The 21,536-nt window shown below is 59.8% G+C and carries 16 protein-coding genes; 9 read left to right on the forward strand and 7 right to left on the reverse strand.

The window, feature by feature from the left end; all coding sequences use genetic code 11:
• The first annotated feature begins 14 nt into the window (after nt 1-14).
• From JZX88_RS17205 to JZX88_RS17215, 3 genes are read left to right on the forward strand one after another with little or no spacing between them, the layout of a single operon-like run.
• Nucleotides 15-1,037, forward strand: coding sequence for an SIS domain-containing protein (locus JZX88_RS17205; protein ID WP_110756873.1), 1,023 nt, complete (start codon nt 15-17; stop codon nt 1,035-1,037).
• Nucleotides 1,034-2,200, forward strand: a complete 1,167-nt coding sequence (gene nagA / locus JZX88_RS17210; protein ID WP_206914276.1) for an N-acetylglucosamine-6-phosphate deacetylase — start codon at nt 1,034-1,036, stop codon at nt 2,198-2,200. Before JZX88_RS17205 ends, nagA begins: the two co-directional genes overlap by 4 nt.
• A 3-nt stretch (nt 2,201-2,203) precedes the next feature.
• Entirely contained in the window at nt 2,204-3,130 is a 927-nt protein-coding gene (locus JZX88_RS17215; RefSeq protein WP_206914277.1) for an ROK family protein, read from the forward strand.
• A gap of 6 nt (nt 3,131-3,136) precedes the next feature.
• On the opposite strand, the gene JZX88_RS17220 is transcribed toward JZX88_RS17215, so the two are convergent.
• Nucleotides 3,137-4,390: an FAD-dependent oxidoreductase gene (locus JZX88_RS17220; protein ID WP_206914278.1), complete on the reverse strand. Its 1,254-nt coding sequence runs from the start codon at nt 4,388-4,390 to the stop codon at nt 3,137-3,139.
• 32 nt (nt 4,391-4,422) lie between these two features.
• Entirely contained in the window at nt 4,423-5,124 is a 702-nt protein-coding gene (locus tag JZX88_RS17225) for a phosphatase PAP2 family protein (RefSeq protein ID WP_065114250.1), read from the reverse strand.
• 187 nt (nt 5,125-5,311) lie between these two features.
• Here JZX88_RS17225 and dxr point away from each other — a divergent pair, with 187 nt between their 5' ends.
• Complete coding sequence (gene dxr / locus JZX88_RS17230) at nt 5,312-6,505, forward strand: 1-deoxy-D-xylulose-5-phosphate reductoisomerase (protein WP_206914279.1); 1,194 nt, start codon at nt 5,312-5,314, stop codon at nt 6,503-6,505.
• 35 nt (nt 6,506-6,540) lie between these two features.
• On the opposite strand, the gene hemA is transcribed toward dxr, so the two are convergent.
• Complete coding sequence (hemA, locus tag JZX88_RS17235; RefSeq protein ID WP_065114252.1) at nt 6,541-7,758, reverse strand: 5-aminolevulinate synthase; 1,218 nt, start codon at nt 7,756-7,758, stop codon at nt 6,541-6,543.
• A 371-nt stretch (nt 7,759-8,129) separates the two neighbouring features.
• Between hemA and JZX88_RS17240 the strand changes: the two genes are divergently transcribed.
• From JZX88_RS17240 to JZX88_RS17260, 5 genes are all read left to right on the forward strand, one after another.
• Nucleotides 8,130-8,381, forward strand: coding sequence for a YMGG-like glycine zipper-containing protein (locus JZX88_RS17240; protein WP_003492347.1), 252 nt, complete (start codon nt 8,130-8,132; stop codon nt 8,379-8,381).
• Between the two features lie 175 nt (nt 8,382-8,556).
• Nucleotides 8,557-10,482 carry an autotransporter assembly complex family protein gene (locus JZX88_RS17245; RefSeq protein ID WP_110756752.1) on the forward strand — a complete coding sequence of 642 codons (1,926 nt, stop codon included), beginning with the start codon at nt 8,557-8,559 and terminating at the stop codon, nt 10,480-10,482.
• 45 nt (nt 10,483-10,527) lie between these two features.
• Nucleotides 10,528-14,688, forward strand: a complete 4,161-nt coding sequence (locus JZX88_RS17250) for a translocation/assembly module TamB domain-containing protein (RefSeq protein WP_206914280.1) — start codon at nt 10,528-10,530, stop codon at nt 14,686-14,688.
• A 167-nt stretch (nt 14,689-14,855) separates the two neighbouring features.
• On the forward strand, nt 14,856-15,332 hold the full coding sequence (locus JZX88_RS17255; protein ID WP_003504949.1) for a chemotaxis protein CheW: 477 nt from the start codon (nt 14,856-14,858) through the stop codon (nt 15,330-15,332).
• Between the two features lie 370 nt (nt 15,333-15,702).
• Nucleotides 15,703-17,439, forward strand: coding sequence for a methyl-accepting chemotaxis protein (locus JZX88_RS17260; protein ID WP_206914281.1), 1,737 nt, complete (start codon nt 15,703-15,705; stop codon nt 17,437-17,439).
• A gap of 43 nt (nt 17,440-17,482) precedes the next feature.
• Here the strand turns inward: JZX88_RS17260 and fdhD are convergent, their stop codons facing one another.
• The 4 genes from fdhD to JZX88_RS17280 form a co-directional block, all read right to left on the reverse strand.
• Nucleotides 17,483-18,289 (reverse strand): formate dehydrogenase accessory sulfurtransferase FdhD, encoded by an 807-nt coding sequence (fdhD, locus tag JZX88_RS17265; protein WP_206914282.1) that lies wholly within the window; start codon nt 18,287-18,289, stop codon nt 17,483-17,485.
• A gap of 351 nt (nt 18,290-18,640) precedes the next feature.
• On the reverse strand, nt 18,641-19,051 hold the full coding sequence (locus JZX88_RS17270) for a F0F1 ATP synthase subunit epsilon (protein WP_003492358.1): 411 nt from the start codon (nt 19,049-19,051) through the stop codon (nt 18,641-18,643).
• 127 nt (nt 19,052-19,178) lie between these two features.
• Nucleotides 19,179-20,633, reverse strand: a complete 1,455-nt coding sequence (gene atpD / locus JZX88_RS17275) for a F0F1 ATP synthase subunit beta (RefSeq protein ID WP_065114256.1) — start codon at nt 20,631-20,633, stop codon at nt 19,179-19,181.
• A gap of 23 nt (nt 20,634-20,656) precedes the next feature.
• A complete protein-coding gene (locus JZX88_RS17280; protein WP_142842309.1) occupies nt 20,657-21,535 on the reverse strand; it encodes a F0F1 ATP synthase subunit gamma in 879 nt (292 codons plus the stop codon).
• Between the last annotated feature and the right edge of the window lies 1 nt (nt 21,536).

Genomic DNA, 21,536 nt, shown 5'->3' on the forward strand with positions numbered 1-21,536 from the left:
AAGGACACAAAACGATGACAACCCTGATGCGCCAGGAAATCAACGAGATTCCCGATGCCGTCGCCCGTCTGCTGGACAATGCGAAAAATGATTTTCAGGAAGCCGGCAGCCAGCTGAAGGCCCGTGATCCAGCCGTTATCGTCACAATTGCGCGGGGTTCCTCCGACCACGCCGCACATTTCCTGAAATATGCGATCGAATTGCAGACCGGGCTGCCGGTGGCGTCGCTCGGGCCCTCGCTCGCCTCCATCTACCAGACGAAATTGCGGCTGGAACGGGCGGCGGCCTTCGCCGTGTCTCAGTCCGGAAAAAGCCCTGATATCGTTGCGCTAGCGGAAAGTGCCCGCAAGGGCGGTGCATTCACCGTCTCTCTCGTCAACACCCTGCCCTCTCCGCTTGGTAATGCAGCCAATCAGGCCATCGACATCCAAGCAGGACCGGAAAAAGCGGTCGCCGCCACCAAATCCTTCGTCAACTCCATCGTTGCTGGCCTCGCAATCCTTGCCGAATGGACGGAAGACAACCTGCTCGCCAAGGCCGTCAGCGCCCTGCCGCAGAATTTCGCAAGAGCCGTTGCCCTCGACTGGAGCCAGATTGCCGAGGCGGTGAAAGGCGAAGAATCGCTTTATATGCTGGGCCGTGGCCCCGCCCTTGCCATTGCCGCAGAAGCCGCGCTGAAATGCAAGGAAACCTGCGAACTGCATGCGGAAGCCTACTCCTCGGCGGAAGTCATGCATGGCCCGGTCTCGCTGGTCGCGCCGAAGTTCCCCGTCATCGCCTTTGCCGCACGCGACCGCGCGGAGGCTTCCGTGACGGACATTGCCGCGGGTCTTGCCCACAAAGGCGCAAATGTTTTCGTCACATCTGCAAAAGGCAGCCCGGCCAAGCCCCTGCCCTTCGTCGAGACCAACCACCCGCTGACCGATGCCCTGTTGCTGATCGCGCCGTTTTACGGCTTCATCGAGCAATTGTCGCGCGCGCGCGGCTTCAACCCGGATGCGCCGGCGGCATTGAAGAAGGTAACGGAAACCCAATGAGCGGCATAAAGGCATTTGTCGGCGCCCGCATTTTCGATGGCGCCGCCTGGCACAATGGCAAGGTACTGCTGACCAGTGACGGACATGTCACCGACATCTCAGACAAAGTGCCCACCGAAGCCGACGTGATTGATGCGAACGGGCTGCTGATCGCGCCGGGCTTCATAGACCTTCAGGTCAATGGCGGCGGCGGGGTCATGTTCAACAACCAGCCGGATGTGGATGGCATCGCCCGGATCTGCGCCGCCCATGCAAAATTCGGCACCACGGCGCTGATGGTCACGCTCATCACCGACCGGCCGGATGTGAGCTCCAAAGCAGCACAGGCGGGTATCGCCGCCGGTAAGGCAAATGTGCCGGGTTTCCTCGGCCTGCATTTCGAGGGTCCGCATCTTTCCGTCGCACGCAAGGGCACCCATGATCCGGCGCTGATCCGCAAGATGGAGGCAGCCGATCTTGAGGTTCTGACCCGTTGTAAGGCGGAACTTGCCTTCGTGCTGACCACCATTGCCCCGGAAAACGTGACCAGGGAGCAGGTTACAGCGCTCCGAAAAGCCGGCATCGTCGTCAGCCTCGGCCACACCGACACAGGCCTCGATGTGGCGATGGCCTATGCTGATGCCGGCGCTTCCATGGTGACCCATCTCTTCAACGCCATGAGCCCGCTTGGCCATCGTGAACCGGGGCTGGTGGGAGCCGCACTTTCGAACGGAAAACTGGATTGCGGGCTGATCGCCGATGGTTTCCATGTCGATCCAGCCGCGATCGGCATTGCGCTGCGCGCCAAGAACGGCCCGGCCCGCATCTTCCTCGTCACCGATGCCATGTCCACCATCGGCACGGATGATGACGGCTTCGAACTGAACGGCCGGCGCGTCTATCGCAATGGCGGACGCCTGACGCTTGCCGATGGCACGCTCGCGGGGGCTGATATCGACATGCTGTCCTGCATCCGCTTCATGCATGAGAAAATGAACACGCCGCTGGAGGAGGCCTTGAGAATGGCCTCCGCTTATCCAGCAGAAGCCATCGGTGCTACGGCCAAGGGGAAACTCCTGCCCGGTTCCGATGCGGATTTCGTCGTGCTGACACCTGATCTTCAAATGCATTCCACATGGATCGGCGGAGAAAAAATCCACGATGCCGCCCGTTCCGGAGCCTGAACAATGATCGTTTGTTTCGATATTGGCGGAACGACCATCAAGGGGGCCATTGCCTATGCCCCGGATGATATTCGCCCCGTGCCGCGCATACCGACACCGAAAACCAGTTTCGAGGACTTCGCGGCCGGCCTTAAATCCGTCATCGACAATAGCGGCGGCACACCCGCCTGCGTGTCGCTGTCGATTGCCGGCGTCATCGATCCCGAAACCGGCAAGGCCACCGTTGCCAATATTCAGAGCATCCATGGCAGGGTGCTGAAGGACGAGTTGGAAAAGGCGCTCAACCTTCCCGTCATCGTTTCAAATGATGCCGATTGTTTCGTGATCGCCGAATCGGAAATCGGCTCCGGACAGGGCCATCGTGTCGTCTTCGGCGTCATCCTCGGGACGGGTGTCGGCGGCGGGCTGGTCATCGATGGCAGGCTCATCAACAGCGATGGCGGTTTCGCCGGCGAATGGGGCCACGGGCCGGTGGCCGCAACCCTGGCCGGCAATCCGCCGATAGCGCTGCCGCGTTTTGAGTGCGGCTGCGGCCTCACCGGTTGCATTGATGCCATCGGCAGCGCCCGTGGCATGGAAAAGCTGCATCTGCATCTTCACCAGCGGGAGATGACCAGCGAGGACATCATCTCCGCCTGGCAGGCGGGCGATGCGCAGGCCGCACGAACCATCGATATTCTCGTTGATATTCTCGCCTCGCCACTCGCGATGGTGATCAACGTCACCGGCGCAACCATCGTGCCGGTCGGCGGCGGGCTTTCGAATTCAAGAGAGCTTCTGGCCGCTCTGGACGAAGCGGTCAGGGGCCGCGTTCTCCGGCGTTTCAACCGCCCGCTGGTCGTGCCTGCCATTTGCCGGATCGAGCCGGGGCTGATCGGTTCAGCCGTCATCGGACTGAAATATGAGAAGGAAATCGCCGTTCCTGCCTGAGCGGCCTTAGGTCTCGATCTTTTCCCGGCGGAAGCCCAGCCCGACCAGCCGCCCGGTCAAATGGGCAAGAAGCGGAAATCGCATGAGCGCCAGCACAAGCGCCGGTGGACCTTTCGGCTTTTCCGCCTCCTCCACCTGCCCCTTCTTGCGGCCGATGCGCATCATTCGCTGCAGAAATTGCGTGGCCTTGGTCGGGAAGGATCGTCGTTTCTCGATTGCGGCGAGATCATCATCACCAACGGGCCGGCCGGATAAAAATACCGGCACCAACACATTGGCCGCAGCAACGGCATCCTGAACGGCCAGATTGACGCCGACACCGCCAACCGGCGACATGGCATGGGCCGCGTCCCCAATGCAGATCAGGCCGGGCTTCCACCAGCGCTGCAGCCGGTCGATGCGAACGGTCAGGAGATGCACGTCGTCCCAGCTGGTAAGCTCGTCAAGCCTCTCGCGCGGGAAAGGGCAGATTTCCGCCACCCTCTCCCTGAACGCCTCAAGTCCCTGCAGCTTTATGTCCGCGAAAAAGCCCTTGCGCACCACATAACCGCATTGCCAGTAATCGCCGCGGTTGATCATCACGAAACCCTGTCGCGAGCCGACATGACCCATGGTTTCGGTCGAATCGCCCGGCTGTTTTGAAAGGCGCATCCACAGCACCTCGGTCGGAACACCGAACCGCTGGATTTCCAGCCCCGCCGCCTCCCGGACGATGGAAGTACGGCCATCCGCGCCCACCACCAGATCGGCGGCAATCTCGATCACCCCATCCGCTGTATTGACGATCAGACCGCCGACACGCCCGTCGCGCTCGATCAAGCCGGTGACCGGCGCATTCATCAGCAGCCGGAAGTTCTCATATTGCCCGGCCTTGCCGACGATGAAATTGAGAAAATCCCATTGCGGCATGAAGGCGATGAAACGATGGTGGACCGGCAACCGGGAAAAATCCGCGATCGTGATACGCTCGCCGCCGATAACCGCATTCAGCCGCGACGCGCGCGTATGCGGCAGACTGAGGAACTCATCGATGAAACCCAGCTGCTCCATCAGTTCAAGCGTGGAGGGGTGGATGGTATCGCCGCGAAAATCGCGCAGGAAATCCCCGTGCTTCTCGACCACCGTCACATCGATACCGCTGCGGGCAAGCAGCAGGCCAAGCATCACACCCGCCGGCCCACCGCCAGCAATGGCAACGGAGGTCCGGATGTGCTGAACCGCCTTACCGTCATTTTCCGGCGCGACTTTCGCTTCTTCCATCACATCTCTCCGTTTCCGCCCCGTTCAACATTCTATCGTGGATCCGTCACCGGAAGATTTGCATTTTTTGGCTGCGGCCAGCCATAGGCATCGAACCGAAACAGCATTTCGGACCGGGCAAAGATAAAAGCGAAGGCCATGGCCGTCCACATGCCGAGTAGCAGCCCGGCGGCGACATCACTTGGATAATGCGCGCCAACGATGACACGCGAAACGCCGATGACGAGGGCGAGCAAAAGAAACGCCCAGCGGAAGCGCGGCACCAGCATGGCCAAAACACCGAAAAAGGCACCGGCGGCCGTCGAATGCCCCGAAGGGAAGCTTTCATAGAGATTGTCACCGGTAAACGGCGTGAGACTATACGCGCCCATTTCCAGAAAAAGCTCCGGTCGCGCCCGCCCGATCAGGAATTTTAGCGTATGGACGAGAATGCTCGCCGTGCCGATCGTCAGGAAGAAATAGGCAAGAAGCCGCCATGCGGTTCTCAAGCGCCCTGCATAGGTCTGAGCCTGCAAAACCCGTGCGCCGACATAGGCAAGAATGGCAAGGGCGCCCGTGGAATAGAGCATCCAGCTGAAGGTTCCGAAATCGGTGATGGCGCGATTGAAGGAGACGATCGTTCCGGGCAGGGCCTGCGCGCTTTCGGAAAGACGTGGATCGAGAGGAATAAAGACCAGCACCAGCACAAGGCTTGCCGCAAAAATCCACCCGCTGGAAACTAGAAATCGTCGCATCAAGGTCCTCTCATCGTTTTCTTGCATATGGCTTTGCCATCCGCAAAAACAATAGCCCGGCGTTTGTCCTTGTTATGGCTGGTTTTCGCGAGTAGAGGCTAATGCATGTAGCCCGAAAAAGTGCAGCGGTTTCGGAAGAACGGCATGCACCAAAGGGTGCGAACCGCAACCGATCGACGGACTGAAAATGACGAATGCCAGTGAAATGCCACGCAAGCTGACCATATTGGGTTCGACGGGTTCGATCGGCACCAATACGCTGGATGTCGTGCGTCAGCTGGGCGGCCGTGATCAGTTCGAGATCATGGCCCTGACCGGTGCGGGAAATATCGCGCTTCTGGCGGAACAGGCGCGCGAGTTCGGTGCGAAGCTTGCGGTTACCGCCGAAGATGACAAATATGAAGAATTGAAATCCGCCCTTACCGGCACCGGCATAAAAGTCGCGGCCGGCAAATCCGGCCTTGAAGAAGCCGCTTCGATGGACGCCGGCTGGGTGATGGCAGCGATTGCCGGAACGCCAGGCCTTGACCCGACGCTGACAGCCGCCAGGCGCGGCGCGGATATCGCCCTTGCCAACAAGGAGTGTCTGGTCTCGGCGGGCGATGTTTTTCTGCGCACGGTCAAACAGGGCGGCGGCAGGCTGATCCCCGTCGACAGCGAACATAGCGCGATCTTCCAGTGCCTGACGGGCGATCACAAACAGGCAGTGGAGCGCATCGTTCTGACAGCCTCTGGCGGGCCATTCCGCACCTGGTCGCGCGACGAAATGGCCAATGTCACGGCCGATATTGCCCGCGCCCATCCCAACTGGTCGATGGGGCTGAAGGTCTCCATCGGCAGCGCCTCCATGTTCAACAAGGGGCTGGAAATGATCGAGGCGAAATACCTCTTCGATCTCAGACCCGATCAGGTGGAGGTGATCGTCCATCCGCAATCGATCGTGCACTCGATGGTCGGTTACAGCGACGGTTCCTATATCGCCCAGCTCGGCTCGCCCGATATGCGCACCGCCATTTCCTATGCCCTCACCTATCCCCGGCGCGGCAATCTCAACGTGGAACGACTGGATTTCGCGAAACTGGCACGGCTCGATTTCGAGGCACCGGATGAGGCCCGCTTCCCCGCGCTGCGGCTCGCCCGCATGGCGCTGGAGCGTGGCGGTTTGCAGGGTGCCGCCCTGAACGCAGCGGAAGAAACCGCTTTTCACGCCTTCGTCGCGGGTGGTATCGGCTTCCTCGACATGGCCGAAATCGTCGAAACGGTCATGGACCGCCTGCATGACGGCCGCTCCGCCACCACGATTGAAGATGTCTTCGCGGCCGACGAAGAAGCCCGCCGCCACGCTCGTGAATTGATCTCCACCAAAGAAAAGGCCGCGTAAACGCGGCCCTATCTACTTTTATTTAAGTGGAGGCCTCACGCCACCGCCCGCGCCAGTGCGCAATGCGACCAGAGCTGATGCAGCGCACCGACCAACTGCTCGATATCGGCATCGGTATGCAGCGGCGTCGGGGTAATGCGCAGGCGCTCTGTCTTGCGCGGCACGGTCGGGTAATTAATCGGCTGCACATAGACACCGTGATTGTCGAGCAGGATATCCGAAATCCACTTGCACTTGGCGGCATCGCCCACCATGACAGGCACGATGTGGCTTGGATTGTCCATATGCGGAATGCCGCGCGCGTCGAGAAGGCCGCGCAGCTTGCGCACCCGGTCCTGATGGCGGGCGCGCTCGAACGGGCTTGCCTTCAGATGCTGGATCGAGGCAATGGCACCGGCAGCAAGCGACGGCGGCAGGGCCGTCGTGAAGATGAAGCCTGAGGCGAAAGAACGGATGAAATCGCAGACCGCCGTAGAACCGGTAATATAGCCGCCCATGACGCCGAAGGCCTTGCCAAGCGTTCCCTCGATAATCGTCAGGCGATCCATCAGCCCTTCGCGCTCGGCAATGCCGCCACCGCGCGGACCATACATGCCGACGGCGTGAACCTCATCGAGATAGGTCATGGCGCCATAACGGTCGGCCAGATCGCAGATTTCCTTGATCGGCGCGATATCGCCATCCATCGAATAGACGGATTCAAAGGCGATGAGCTTCGGCGCGTTCGGATCGGCAGCCTTGAGCTTTGCCTCGAGATCTTCGAGATCGTTGTGTTTCCAGATCACCCGTTCGCAACGACCGTAACGGATACCCTCGATCATCGATGCGTGGTTGAGCGCATCCGAGAAGATGATGAGGCCCGGAATTTTCTGGCCAAGCGTACCGAGGGTCGCCCAGTTGGACACATAACCCGAGGTGAAGATCAGCGCCGCTTCCTTGCCATGCAGGTCGGCGAGTTCCTGTTCAAGCAGGACGTGGTAGTGGTTGGTGCCAGAAATATTCCGGGTGCCTCCCGCACCCGCGCCACAGTGATCAATGGCGGCTTTCATGGCTTCGATGACTTTCGGATTCTGGCCCATGCCGAGATAGTCGTTGGAGCACCAGACCGTTACGTCCCTGCGCTCGCCATTGGCGTTATAGCGTGTCGCGCGGGGAAAATTACCCTGCTGGCGTTCGATATCCGCAAAAACGCGATAACGTCCCTCAGAATGCAGGCTTTGCAGTTCCGTCGTGAAAAATGCCTCGAAGTCCATGCCATGCTCCAGAATTGACCAGACCGTTTTCCGCTCCGACACCCGGACCGTCAACCCTTTCGGGCCACTTTAACCGCGTCTGCGTCAATTCGCCGTTGTTTTGAACCATTCCAATAAACCGTTTATAGCCGCCGATGAAAAGTACAAAATTGATTCACATCAAAAAACCACGAATTTTGGAACCTTTTTCGCCTAGTCCCGTTGTCTGGCACGCAATCGATTTACGCGCGGAGGAATCCCCGAAACATGAGGCTTCCCTTAACGGCATCGAATTGTTAGTTATCTGTGGCGGTCGGAGGTAGCAGTCGCCGCAGATAAATATGGGACGCCTACCGAGCCGAAGAGCTCATTGTAACGTTGGAGAGAGTTTCATGAAGAAGGCAATCATATTTGCGCTGGTCGGCCTGTCGCTCGCAAGCTGCACGCAGACCGAAAAGGGTGCTTCGATCGGTGCCGTTTCCGGTGCGGTCCTCGGCGGCGCTATCACGGGTAACGTTCGTGGCGCGGCTGTTGGTGCGGCAATCGGCGGTGTAGGCGGCGCTCTGATCGGCAACGCTTCCGAGCCGGGCTATTGCTATTATCGCGACCAGTACGGTCAGCGTTACACGGCACGTTGCCGCTAATCGCTGCGCGAAATACCGTTGCACAGAAGCCCCGGTCATCCGGGGCTTTTTGCGTTTAGGGCGGCAAAACGCCAGTCGAAGGGTCCTCAAAGCCGTTTATTTATGATTAAATTGCAATGTTAACGGACAGGAAACGGGTTAGAGCGACAATAAATGCTCAACCATAAAGCAGCATATGCGAAGAACACGAACTAACCCGAAGACAGGTATTGCGTATCGGAAGGCTGGCACCGCACTTGCGGTTGCTTTCACGTTCGCCCTGTATCCGGCGTTTACCCGTGACGCCTTTGCCTTCAAACTGTTCGGTATGCGCCTCTGGGGTTCGGAAGAACCGGAGGTGGAGGTTATCAACCCCGTCAAATACGCCGTCACGCTCGACGCGGGTGAAGCCGACAAGGCGCTGAAAGGCAGCCTCGAAAACAGCTCGCTTCTTCTCGCCGACAAGGACAAGCCCGCCTCCGGCGACCTTGGCCTTCTCATAAAGGCCAGGGACGACCGCGACAGGCTGATCGCGGCGCTTTATGAAAACGCCCGGTATGGCGGTATCGTCAAGGTCACCGTCGCCGGCAGGGACGTGGATGCTCTGCCACCCAATCCGGTCTTCGATCACAGCGCACCCGTACCGGTCGTCATAACGGTAACGCCAGGTCCGAAGTTCACGCTCGGCAGCGTCCGCCTTGAAGGCGATGTGACGGGCCGCAACCTTGAAGAATACGGCCTCGTCACCGGCGGCGATGCCGGGTCTCTGGCGATCATCCGCGCCGGCAACAAGCTGATCGACGACCTGAAGGCGGAAGGCCGGCCACTCGCAAAGCTGACGAAGCGCGAGGCGGTCGCAAATCACGCGACAAATACGGTCGACATCACAATGGCAGCCGAAGGTGGGCCTGTTGCGCCGCTGGGCGAGGTCACCGTCACTGGCGAAAAAACCGTCGATGGCGACTTCATCCGCCGTTATTCGCGCCTCAATGGCGGCGAACCTTATTCGCCGGAAAAACTGCGCAAGGCCGCGGACCGGCTACGCCAGCTGGGCGTCTTCTCCAGCCTGACAATCAAGGAAGCGGGGACGCTGGCGCGTGACGGCTCCATTCCGCTGACCATCGAAGTATCCGAAGGCAAGCATCGCTATTTCGGCGTCGGCGCCCAATATTCCACCACCGAAGGCATTGGCCTCCAGGGTTACTGGGGTCACCGGAACCTGTTTGGAAAGGCGGAATCGTTGCGTATCGAAGGCTCGGTCTCACGCATCGCCGAAGCGTCAAGCGTGGAAGGCATGGACTATTCGGCCGGCATCACCTTCACCAAGCCCGGCATGTTCAATCCGCGCACCACATTCAAGACGAGCCTGATCGCCAAGACCGAACACCCCGACACCTATGAAGCCAAGACGCTGACGGGCACGGCCGGTTTCGCCTATGAGCTGAACGACACCGACACTGCCGCAGCCGGCCTTGAGGTACAATGGGCCGACACCGAAGACGCCTTCGGCAAGAACGAATACCTGACCACCTCGATACCGCTGGAATTTGTTCGCGACACACGTGACGACAAGCTCAACCCCACCGAAGGTTTTCGCGCGTCGGTGGCTGCCAAGCCGAGCTATGAGGCACTGAACGGCACGTTCTTTTCTTCTTTCGAGGGCTCGATTACCGGCTACAAGGGACTTGGTGCCGAAGACCGGCTGATCATGGCCGGAAAGCTCTCCGGCGGTGTACTGGTCGGCGGCAGCGACCTGCAGGACATACCCACCACCCGGCGCTTTTATGCTGGCGGCGGCGGATCGGTGCGCGGCTACAGCTATCAGGAAATATCGCCCTATAATGCAGCAGGCGATGCGACCGGCGGCCGCTCCTATGTCGTGGGTTCCATCGAAGCGCGCATCAAGGTCACCGATACGATCGGCATCGTGCCTTTCATCGATGCTGGTGTGGTTTCGGAGGATGTAACCCCTGATTTTTCCGATATCCGGGCGGGTGCCGGTATCGGCCTGCGTTACGCGACGCCCTTCGGGCCTCTGCGTCTCGATGTCGCCACGCCGCTAAAAAAATATGATGGCGGTAACAGTTTCGGCATTTATGCTGGCATCGGCCAGTCTTTTTAAACGCCGCCATCGAACACCCTTGCAACAGAGTGTAGATTACCTTTGATGAAAACGTTGATTCGATTGCTGAAATGGCTGGGCTACGTTGCCTTGTGCGGCGTGGTGCTGGTGCTGCTTGCGGTTCTGTTCGTCGGTTTTACGCCGATGGGCGCAAGAATTGCCGCAAAGCAGATTTCATCGCTCGTATCGACGCCCGATCAGACGATCGAAATCTCTCCCCCCAGCGGTCTTCTGACCGGCCGCTTGCGGCTCGACAATGTCACCCTTTCGGATCGACAGGGACCCTATGCCCGCGTGAACCAGATCGCCGTCGACTGGTCGCCGCTCTCGCTTCTTGCGGGAACCTTTCATGCCGATCACGTGTCGGCCGGATCGATCGATGTCGAGCGCAAGCCCCTTGCGGCCGAAGAGACGACGACCAAAAGCTCTGGCAGTTCCTCGCTACCGATTGAAATCGGTATCGACAATTTCAGCTTCCCCGATATCAGCCTCGGGCAATCACTTCTCGGCACGCCTTTCGAACTGACCGCCGAAGGCAATCTCAAGGCCGCACGCGACGATATCCGGCTGTCCCTCACGGCGCATCGGGTGAATGCGGCGGATGCCGCCGTCAATGCCGACATCGCCTTTCTGCCGAATGAAAATGTCCTGAAGCTGAAGGCGGAGATGAAGGAGCCCGAAGGCGGTCTCCTTGCCACGCTGCTTTCGCTTCCCGGCACACCCGCAGTGGCAATCGACGTGAACGGCGAAGGGCCGCTTTCCAACTGGACCGGCACGCTCCGCGGCAATGTCTCCGGCAACCAGGTGATCAATCTCACCGGCCGCCACATCCTTGGAGATGACGGAACGCGCCGTATCGAGGTCGCGGGCGGCGGCCAGCCGGACCTGCTTCTTCCGCCCGCCTTCCGCCAGCTTTTTGCCGGTGAGACGAAGCTCGACGCAAACGCCACGCTCTCGCCGCAGGGCCGCATCGAAATCGGCAGCAGCACGCTGGAAACAGGCACCTTGTTGCTCACCGCTTCCGGCACCATCGATCCGAACGGCCAAAACGATCTTGCCGCCAATCTCATCGGCACCGCCGGCCCCGTGGATTTCCGCTGGCCGCTGGAGAATGGCGAAGTCCAGGCTCTCATCAACGGTCTCGATCTGTCCCTGAAGGGTGGCGCAGACGCCGCACATCTCAAGACCACGGCGTCATTGCGCAGCCTTGCCCTGCCACAGGGCCGGCTTGACGACGTCAAGCTGACGGCCGAAAGCACCGATCTCAACATTGCCAGCCGCAGCGGCACCATCGCAACCGTCCTCTCGGTAGCGCAATCGTCCTTCGTCAGCCCGGATATCGACCGGCTGGTACGGGCACCTCTCACCATCAGGGCGCCGCTCAGCCTCACCTCTTCCGCCATCGGCTTTGACGGCACGACGCTGGAAAGCGCCAGCGTCGGCGGAACGCTGAATGGAAGTTTCAACCTCGCCGGCAATCGGCTGACATCCAGCGTGCAGCTCTTCGCGCTGCCGGCCACCCTGCCTCCGGCGCTGGCGGAAAAATTCGACACCACAATCGCCCTGCAGGGCGATATCGACCTGACCGTCGGCGGGCGCATCAGCGTGCAGAACCTCACCGTCAAATCCGGCACGATAGAGGCGGCAGGCGATGTCAGCCTCGAAAACGAGGCGTTGAACGCCAGCCTGACGGGCAAATTCCCCGCTCTCGAAAAGCTGACACCGCAGGCCAAGGGCATTGCCGATTTTGCAATCGAAGCCAGTGGCGCAGTCTCCGCACCGGATTTCAACGTCACCCTGAGTTCTGAAAGCGCAATCCTTGCCGGGCGAACCCTCGAAGCGCTGAAAGTCAGCGCCGCTGGCAAGGCTGATCCCAAGGCACCGCAGGCAAAACTCACCGCCAGCGGCAGCCTCGACCGGCAGAAGATCGACGCCAACGCCAATGTGGTGCAGACCGAAAACGGTACGGCTATCCCCGAACTGCATGTCGCAGTAGGTCGTAACCTGCTGAACGGGCAGTTGCAATTTTCGCAGCAATTCCTGCCGACAGGCAATCTCTCCTTCAATTTCCCGGACCTTGCGCTGCTGGCCGCACTTGCCGCGCAGCAGGCGGACGGGGATATTGCCGGCGATATCGCCTTGAGCAACGCCAATGGTCGGATCGCCGCGACGATAAAGGCGAATGGCGGCAGCATCCGTCAGGGAACCACGGTTATCTCGAAGCTGGCCGCCGATATTTCCATCGATGACCTGCAGGCGCTTGCCATCAACGGCAAGGTCAGTGCCGACAGCGTTAATGCCGGCGCAGCCTCGATTTCCGGCCTGAATGCCACTATCGGCCATTCCGGCACAACGACCGCATTCGACGTCAACGGCCGCTACGACAATGCGCCCTTGGTAGTGAAGGGCAGCGCCGACACAGGCGGCGCGCCGATGACGGTGAGGCTCGACGCCTTTTCCGCCGCGCCCAAGGGCATTGCGGTGCGGCTCGAAAAATCAAGCACCATTGCCATCCAGAACGGCACCGCCCGTATCTCCGACCTGACCATCATCACCGGCGACGGGCGTATTGAGGTCAACGGCACCGCCGGATCGTCACTCGATATCAACGCCGATATCCGTTCGCTTCCCGCCAGTCTCGCAAACGCCTTCGCCGCCGGGCTGGATGCGGCGGGCAGCATATCCGGCACCGTCAGCGCCAAAGGTGCCGCATCGGACCCGACAGTCGATTATAATCTGAACTGGACGAATGCAGAGGTGTCGCAGACCCGCGCCGCGGGACTTGCCGCGCTCGGCATCAAGGCAAACGGCCGCTTTGCCGGCGGCACGCTGCAGATCGATACGAATGTGACTGGTCAGGGTGGCATGTCGCTTGCGGGCGGTGGCTCCCTTGGCATTGCCGGCAATCGCCCGCTTTCCATGGCCTTTACCGGCAGGCTGCCCTTCTCCGCCGTAGCCGCGCAGACTGCCGCCCAGGGCCTCGATGTGGACGGCACGGCCGCCATCGACGTGAAAATTTCCGGCAGCGCCACGGCACCGGTCGTGACCGGCAACATCACCACTGACGGCACGCGCCTGACCGACGTGCGCCGAAACCTGACGATCAATGGGCTGGGTGCAACCATCACCTTCGATCGCGATCGCGCCGTCATTTCCCGACTGGCGGGCAAGCTGGCGGGCGGCGGCACGATCTCGGGAACCGGCAGCGTCGGCATAGCCGGCGGCGCGGGCTTCCCCGCAGACATTTCGATCACGCTGGATCGCGCCGGTTATAATGACGGAACGCTGGTGACCACGGTGGTAAGCGGTACGCTGACACTGAAAGGCCCGCTCTTGAATTCACCGGTGCTGGGCGGCAATCTGACGCTCGACAGAAGCGCCATCACCATTCCGGAGAAACTCCCGGCCTCATTGACGGAAATCGACGTCAAGCACAAGAACGCCCCGCCCAAGGTACGCGCGCAGGCGAAGGCGCTCGGCGGCGATCAGGGCGGCAGCGGCAGCTCGTCCACCATCAATCTCGATCTGCAGGTGAACGCGCCGAGCGGCATCTTCGTGCGCGGCCGTGGCATCGATGCGGAATTGACCGGCAATCTCACGATCCGCGGCACGGCTGCCGTTCCCGTCATCTCCGGCGGTTTTGAAATGCGCCGCGGCAGGCTCGAAATTCTCACCCGCCGTCTTGATTTCACCACCGGCAATATCAGCTTCGGTGGCGGCCTCATTCCTGTCCTCGATATGAAAGCGGACTCGACGGTTGGTTCAACCACCGTCACGGTTGCGGTTTCCGGCAATGCCAACGACCCGACATTCGCCTTCTCCTCGGCCCCTGCCCTGCCGCAGGATGAGGTCATGGCGCAGCTGATCTTTGGCCAGTCCATGTCGAAACTCTCCGCCCTGCAGATCGCCCGGCTGGCGGATGCCGCAGCCCAGCTGGCCGGCGGTCGCTCCACCTCGTTGTTCGACAAGCTCAGAAGCAATCTCGGTGTCGACGATCTCGATATCTCGACGGATTCCGAAGGCCAGGCCCGGGTTTCCGCCGGCAAATATCTCAACGAGAGAACCTATCTCGAGCTGCAGCAGAGCGGCGAATCCGGCGCGAAGGCGATCATCAACCTCGATGTCGGGCGTGGCGTGAAATTGCGTGGCGAAGCGGGCGGCGATGGCGAAGGCGCGGCCGGCATATTTTATGAGAAGGAATATTGAGACCGGTCGCATTTAGGTTTGCGAAACCATCTCATGATACGACTCTTCCATTGAAGACGGAAATATTGTTTCCGGCTGTTCAGGCACCAGGCAGAACGCCAAACCCGCATATGCAAGTGTCGGTGCACTTGCGCCGGCCTCCACAGCGAGCATTGGGAAGAATTCTGATGGCAATGATAAACTCTACCAATTTTGGCGGTGAGACGCTCGAAATCATCGCATTCCGCCTGCATGATCAGGAATTCTGCGTGAAGACGACGACCATCCGCGAAATCCGCGGCTGGGCGCCTTCCACGCCCATTCCCCACGCGCCGAAAGACGTCATCGGCGTCATGAACCTGCGCGGCTCGGTCATTCCGATCATCGATCTGGCCCACAAGCTCGGCATGAAAAGCACCGTCGCCAACGAAAGAAGCGCCATCGTGGTGGCCGAAGTGCACAATATGGTCATCGGCATGCTGGTCGACCGCGTGTCCGATATCCTCACGATCCCGGCAAATCAGGTCCAGCCGGTTCCGGAAATTTCGGCCTCTTTCGACAAGTCCTATTCCGAAGGCATCATCGCCAACGAACATGGCATGATCTGCTTCCTGAACCTTGCAAAGATGTTCAAGGGAACCGAAGCAGAAGATCTCGCGGCCTGAGCCCGCATATCGGGCGGCAACACCCGCTGGCCGCGATTATCGACAGTTAGATCCAACCGCCGGAGCACCTCTCCGGCGGTTTTGTTTTTCCTTTTCTTTCACTTAGTAAATAAGAACATTTTAATATTATAGATATCTAATATTAAAAGCCGAAGATCAGTGCCGCACCGGCACCCTATATCGCAGGTCCGATACTGACCCAGGCCAGAAAACGAGAATTGCCTGCATTGCTGCCATTGGCGGCAAAACCTGTTCGTTGTTCAACATGAGACGGCGCGGACCGCATCCTCTGTGCGGCCAGCCGCGCCGTGGGCCGATATTCGGGGGACATCCAATGCTGGGGTTAGGGAAGAGTGCAGATAACCGGAACATGCTCGATGCGATATCCAGATCGCAGGCGGTCATAGAATTCGATCTCAAGGGAAATATTCTCACCGCCAACAGGAATTTCTGCACGGCGCTGGGTTACGACCTCGCCGAAATCATCGGCAAGCACCACCGCATGTTCTGCGACGCAGATTTCGTCGCCTCGCGCGCCTATCAGGACTTCTGGGACGCTCTCACCCGCGGTGAATTTCAGGCCAAGGAATATCGCCGCATCCGCAAGGATGGATCGGTGATCTGGATAGAAGCCTCCTACAATCCGGTTTTCCGTTCCGGCAAACCTTATAAGGTGGTCAAGATCGCCACCGATATCACCGCCAAGAAAATCAGGGCCGTGGAAGATGCCGGCAAACTGGAGGCGCTTTCCCGCTCCCAGGCAACCATCGAATTTCTGCCCGACGGAACCATCATCACTGCAAATCCGAATTTCTGTACCACCGTCGATTACGACCTCAGGGAGATCGAGGGCAGGCACCATCGCATGTTCTGCGATCCTGCCTATGCGGCGTCACCGGCCTACGGCAATTTCTGGCCACGGCTGGCGGCGGGGGAATTCATCTCGGACGAATTTGTCCGATATGGCAAGAACGGCAAGGAGGTATGGATTCAGGCTGCCTATAACCCTGTGCTGGATGATAAAGGCAAGGTGGTGAAAGTGGTGAAATTCGCCACTGACGTAACCCCGCGCATGAGCGCCATCGCCGTTCTTGCCGAAGCCTTGCGCGCGCTGGCCGAGGGCGATCTCATACAACGCCTCGATAATAGCTTCGTGCCCAGCATGGAGAAACTGCGCCAGGATTTTAACGAAGTGGTCGCCAAGCTTCAGGTCACCATGCAGACCATCGCCCATAATGCCTCTACCATTGCTTCCGGCTCGGGTGAAATTCGCATCGCCGCCGACCAGCTTTCACAGCGCACCGAACAGCAGGCCGCCTCACTGGAAGAGACGGCGGCGGCACTGGAGGAAATCACCACCACCGTTACCGATGCCAGCCAGCGTGCCGGGGAGGCCGGCAAGCTGGTGCTGCGGACGAAAGAACATGCCGAACATTCCGGCGACATCGTCCAGCACGCAATTTCAGCCATGGACGCAATTTCCCGGTCCTCCGGGGAGATCACCAATATCATCGGCGTCATTGACGATATCGCTTTCCAGACCAATCTCCTGGCCCTCAATGCGGGGGTGGAAGCCGCCCGTGCGGGTGAGGCAGGCAAGGGTTTCGCCGTGGTCGCGCAGGAGGTTCGCGAGCTGGCGCAACGATCGGCGGTTGCGGCCAAGGAGATCAAATCCCTCATCAACACCTCTCGCGAACAGGTCGCCAATGGGGTGGACCTCGTCGGCAGGACCGGTGGCGCCCTCAGGGATATTCAATCACAGATGGGGGAAATCGACGCCAATGTCTCCGCCATCGTAGAAGCCTCCCGGGAACAGGCAAACGGCCTCAGGGAAATCAATCAGGCCGTCAACGTCATGGATCAGGCCACCCAGAAAAACGCCGCCATGGTGGAGGAAACCACCGCCGCCAGCCACGGTCTCGCCAATGAAGCGGAAAATCTGCATGAATTGCTGCGGCAATTCAGAATATCGCACGAGACATCCGTATCATCCGCCCGGCCGGTCGACAGAAAGCCGGCCGTGATCACCAGACTGCCGACACCGCAGGCGCGATATGCCGCACCAAGGTCTCATGGAAATGCCGCGGCCGAATGGGCGGAGTTCTAGCTCCCGGAAACCGGCAGGCCGCCGGGAGTCGTCGGCCTGCACGCTAAAGAACGATGCGGTCCGCACGGGTGAAGATTTCAAAATCTTCACCCCGAACCAGAGCGACGAGGGTAACACCCGCGCGCTCGGCCGTTTCAATAGCGAGCGCCGTCGGTGCCGAGATGGCCGCCAGAACGGGACTACCGAGGATTGCCGTCTTCTGAACCATCTCCACCGACAGACGGCTTGTGACGGCCACAATGCCGGCAGGCGGAGATATTTCGGTGTTGATCACCGCGCCTGCCAGCTTGTCGAGCGCGTTGTGGCGGCCGACATCTTCGCGCACGGCAAGCAGCCCCTCCTGCGCGCTATAAAAACCAGCACCGTGAACGGCCCGCGTCTCGCGATTGAGGCTTTGCGCCTCGCTCAACGTTTTCACCGCAGCAACAATATCATGGCCGTTGACGAAGAGTTCAACGCCGCTTAGATCGGGCACCGTGCGCACCGCCTGTTCGATGGATTCAATGCCGCACAGGCCGCAACCGACCGGGCCTGCCATGTGCCGCCGTCTCGCCCGCAGGGCATCGGCCTTAGCATCCTGCAGGTCCACCTGAACATCATACCCTTGCCCGGCCTCGACCACTTCAATGGAGCGAATTTCAGCGCGCGACGTTATGATGCCTTCCGTAAGGCTGAAGCCAAGGGCGAAGTCGACCAGATCGGCAGGGCTCGCCATCATCACCGCATGCGTGCTGCCGCCATAAGAAAAGGCCACCGGCACTTCCTCAGGCACCGCGCGTTCGCCCTCGGCTCTTGCCCCGTCGCGCAAAGCGGTTCTCGCGACCCTCCGGAAACTTGCCTCAACCGACATGCCGATCCTCCCTCCATGACGAAACCAGCCGCTGCCCCGTTTGCGATCGGAGGGCAGGATTGCTTCCGACTTCACATCTAGCCCATTGTGCTGAAAATCGGAATCGGTTTCCCATCACGAGCGTTGAAACGGAAGGCTGGGATGCGCTCTGTATTTCCTCGCTGAGCGGCCTTCAGGCGTCCCCCCCATTCAGCCGTTCTGCGAGCGAGCCAGCGCCATTCACAGGCTCCTGGCATAAGCAGGCGTGGGTCTCATTCAGCTCGGAGCCGAAAACAAAAAAGCGACCGAAACGGCCGCTTTCTGCTTCAGGTTTTTTGTGGGCAGTCATTCTTTCGAACCCGCCCGGTGCTTTCAAGCAGCGACGAGAACCTCATGCAGGTTCGTCAGTTCGTAAAGGTGCTTTTCAAGCTTGGTCAGGTGCTCGTGGTGATGATTGCCCTCTTCGATTTCGGCCTTGGCCGCATCGATACGCTTCTGCAGCGTATCGGGAGACATATCATCGGCCGAAACGGCGGATTCGGCGAGAAGCGTGCAACCGGTCGGCAGAATATCGGCAAAACCGCCGAAGACGACATATTTGTGCGTCTCGCCGGAAGCGAACTTCACCGTTACCAGACCCGGCTTGATCGTCGTCATCGTCGGAGCATGATTGGCCAGAACGGTCATTTCACCCAGCGTAGCCGGGATGACGACTTCCGTAACCGTTTCGGAAACGAGCAGACGCTCCGGGGAAACGAGATCGAATTTGAAACTGTCAGCCATGGCTATTCACTTCTTTTCAATTACGCGGGCGTCACGGACTTGTCTTTTACAACGCAGGCGAAAGCCGTTCCGGTTTCACCATTGTCGGCAAGGCGCGCGGATGAACCGCGCGCCCGCCAATTCATGATCAGGCAGCCTCGGCAGCCAGCTTCTTCGCCTTTTCGATGGCTTCTTCCATCGAACCGACCATGTAGAAGGCAGCTTCCGGCAGGTTGTCGTATTCGCCGTTGACCAGGCCCTTGAAGCCCTTGATCGTGTCTTCGAGCGCAACGAGCTTGCCCGGCGAACCGGTGAAGACTTCAGCAACGAAGAACGGCTGCGACAGGAAGCGCTCGATCTTGCGGGCGCGGGCAACCGTCAGCTTGTCTTCTTCCGACAGTTCGTCCATGCCGAGGATGGCGATGATGTCCTGGAGAGCCTTGTAGCGCTGCAGGGTCGACTGAACCTTACGAGCCACTTCGTAGTGCTCTTCGCCGACGATCATCGGGTCCAGCATACGCGAGGTGGAGTCGAGCGGGTCAACAGCCGGGTAAATACCCTTTTCGGCGATCGAACGCGACAGAACCGTCGTTGCATCAAGGTGCGCGAACGAGGTGGCCGGCGCGGGGTCGGTCAAGTCGTCGGCGGGAACGTAAATCGCCTGAACCGAGGTGATCGAACCCTTGGTCGTGGTGGTGATGCGTTCCTGCATCTGGCCCATGTCGGTTGCCAGCGTCGGCTGATAGCCCACGGCCGAAGGAATACGGCCGAGCAGAGCCGACACTTCCGAACCAGCCTGCGTGAAGCGGAAGATGTTGTCCACGAAGAACAGAACGTCCTGGCCTTCGTCACGGAAGTTTTCAGCGATCGTCAGACCGGTCAGAGCGACGCGGGCGCGTGCACCCGGCGGTTCGTTCATCTGGCCGTAAACCAGCGCGGCCTTGGAGCCTTCGCCGCCGCCAAGCTTGTTGACGTTCGACTCGATCATTTCGTGGTAGAGGTCGTTACCTTCGCGGGTACGTTCACCCACGCCGGCGAATACCGAGTAACCGCCGTGTGCCTTGGCAACGTTGTTGATCAGTTCCATGATGAGAACGGTCTTGCCAACGCCGGCGCCGCCGAACAGGCCGATCTTGCCGCCCTTTGCGTAAGGTGCGAGAAGGTCGACGACCTTGATGCCGGTGACGAGGATCTGTGCTTCCGTCGACTGCTCGACATAGGACGGAGCGTCCTGGTGGATCGCGCGCTTGGAAGCGGTGACAATCGGACCGGCTTCGTCAACCGGCTCGCCGATGACGTTCATGATACGGCCGAGCGTTTCCGGGCCAACCGGAACGGAGATCGGTGCACCGGTGTTGACGACGCCCTGACCGCGAACCAGACCTTCGGTCGAGTCCATGGCGATGGTGCGAACGACGTTTTCGCCGAGGTGCTGCGCGACTTCCAGAACGAGGCGGTTGCCGTTGTTCTCGGTTTCGAGCGCGTTCAGGATCGGAGGCAGTTCGCCTTCGAACGCCACGTCGACAACAGCGCCGATAACCTGGGTAACCTTGCCCGCGCCGTTCACCGCTGCGGTTTTCTTGGGGGTAGCTGCCTTAGCCATTATCCTTACCCTCTTTCCTTACCTCAGAGCGCTTCCGCGCCCGAAATGATTTCAATGAGTTCCTTGGTGATCTGAGCCTGACGCTGACGGTTGTAGGACAGCGTCAGCTTGTTGATCATCTCACCGGCATTGCGCGTTGCATTGTCCATCGCGCTCATCTTGGCGCCCATTTCACCGGCAACGTTTTCGAGCAGAGCCCGGAAAACCTGAACCGAAATGTTGCGCGGAATAAGGTCTTCCAGAATAGAAGCCGCATCCGGCTCATATTCGTAGACGGCGTTCTGCGTCGTCTCATCCGCTTCCACAACAGGCGTAGCGGCCGGAATGAGCTGCAGGCCGGTCGGGATCTGGCTGATGACGGACTTGAATTCCGAATAGATCAGCGTGCAGACGTCGAATTCACCCGCGTTGAAGAGCGAGATCACCTTCTTGGCGATCTGGTCGGCGTTTTCAAAACCGACCTTCTTCACTTCGCGCAGTTCGACGCGCTCGATGATGTTGGCTGCAAATTCGCGGCGAAGGCTGTCGTAACCCTTCTTGCCAACCGTGATGATCTTGACCGTCTTGCCTTCCGAAATCAGCTTGCGGGCATGATCGCGGGCAAAACGGGAAATCTGCGAGTTGAAACCGCCGCAAAGACCACGTTCAGCCGTGCAGACGACGAGCAGATGCACGTCGTCCTTGCCGGTGCCGGTCATCAGCGCCGGAGCAACGTCTGCCTCGACCGCCGAGGCGATGTTGGCAAGAACGGCGCTCATGCGCTGAGAATAAGGCCGGGCGGCCTCCGCAGCTTCCTGGGCGCGCCGAAGCTTCGCCGCGGCGACCATTTTCATCGCCTTGGTAATCTTCTGCGTCGCCTTCACGGAGGCAATGCGGTTTTTCAGATCCTTTAGTGAAGGCATC

It is taken from the genome of Agrobacterium sp. OT33 (assembly GCF_017313365.1).
Classification (GTDB): domain Bacteria; phylum Pseudomonadota; class Alphaproteobacteria; order Rhizobiales; family Rhizobiaceae; genus Agrobacterium; species Agrobacterium rhizogenes_A.

Excerpts from the sequence above, each read along its gene's own strand:
- JZX88_RS17260 (WP_206914281.1), top strand. The coding sequence starts at position 15,703 with ATGCTCGATGCGATATCCAGATCGCAGGCGGTCATAGAATTCGATCTC.
- JZX88_RS17205 (WP_110756873.1), top strand. The coding sequence starts at position 15 with ATGACAACCCTGATGCGCCAGGAAATCAACGAGATTCCCGATGCCGTC.
- JZX88_RS17225 (WP_065114250.1), bottom strand. The coding sequence starts at position 5,124 with ATGCGACGATTTCTAGTTTCCAGCGGGTGGATTTTTGCGGCAAGCCTT.
- fdhD (WP_206914282.1), bottom strand. The coding sequence starts at position 18,289 with ATGTCGGTTGAGGCAAGTTTCCGGAGGGTCGCGAGAACCGCTTTGCGC.
- hemA (WP_065114252.1), bottom strand. The coding sequence starts at position 7,758 with ATGGACTTCGAGGCATTTTTCACGACGGAACTGCAAAGCCTGCATTCT.
- atpD (WP_065114256.1), bottom strand. The coding sequence starts at position 20,633 with ATGGCTAAGGCAGCTACCCCCAAGAAAACCGCAGCGGTGAACGGCGCG.
- JZX88_RS17245 (WP_110756752.1), top strand. The coding sequence starts at position 8,557 with ATGCGAAGAACACGAACTAACCCGAAGACAGGTATTGCGTATCGGAAG.
- JZX88_RS17255 (WP_003504949.1), top strand. The coding sequence starts at position 14,856 with ATGGCAATGATAAACTCTACCAATTTTGGCGGTGAGACGCTCGAAATC.
- JZX88_RS17270 (WP_003492358.1), bottom strand. The coding sequence starts at position 19,051 with ATGGCTGACAGTTTCAAATTCGATCTCGTTTCCCCGGAGCGTCTGCTC.
- JZX88_RS17240 (WP_003492347.1), top strand. The coding sequence starts at position 8,130 with ATGAAGAAGGCAATCATATTTGCGCTGGTCGGCCTGTCGCTCGCAAGC.
- JZX88_RS17280 (WP_142842309.1), bottom strand. The coding sequence starts at position 21,535 with ATGCCTTCACTAAAGGATCTGAAAAACCGCATTGCCTCCGTGAAGGCG.
- JZX88_RS17250 (WP_206914280.1), top strand. The coding sequence starts at position 10,528 with ATGAAAACGTTGATTCGATTGCTGAAATGGCTGGGCTACGTTGCCTTG.
- JZX88_RS17215 (WP_206914277.1), top strand. The coding sequence starts at position 2,204 with ATGATCGTTTGTTTCGATATTGGCGGAACGACCATCAAGGGGGCCATT.
- JZX88_RS17220 (WP_206914278.1), bottom strand. The coding sequence starts at position 4,390 with ATGGAAGAAGCGAAAGTCGCGCCGGAAAATGACGGTAAGGCGGTTCAG.
- nagA (WP_206914276.1), top strand. The coding sequence starts at position 1,034 with ATGAGCGGCATAAAGGCATTTGTCGGCGCCCGCATTTTCGATGGCGCC.
- dxr (WP_206914279.1), top strand. The coding sequence starts at position 5,312 with ATGACGAATGCCAGTGAAATGCCACGCAAGCTGACCATATTGGGTTCG.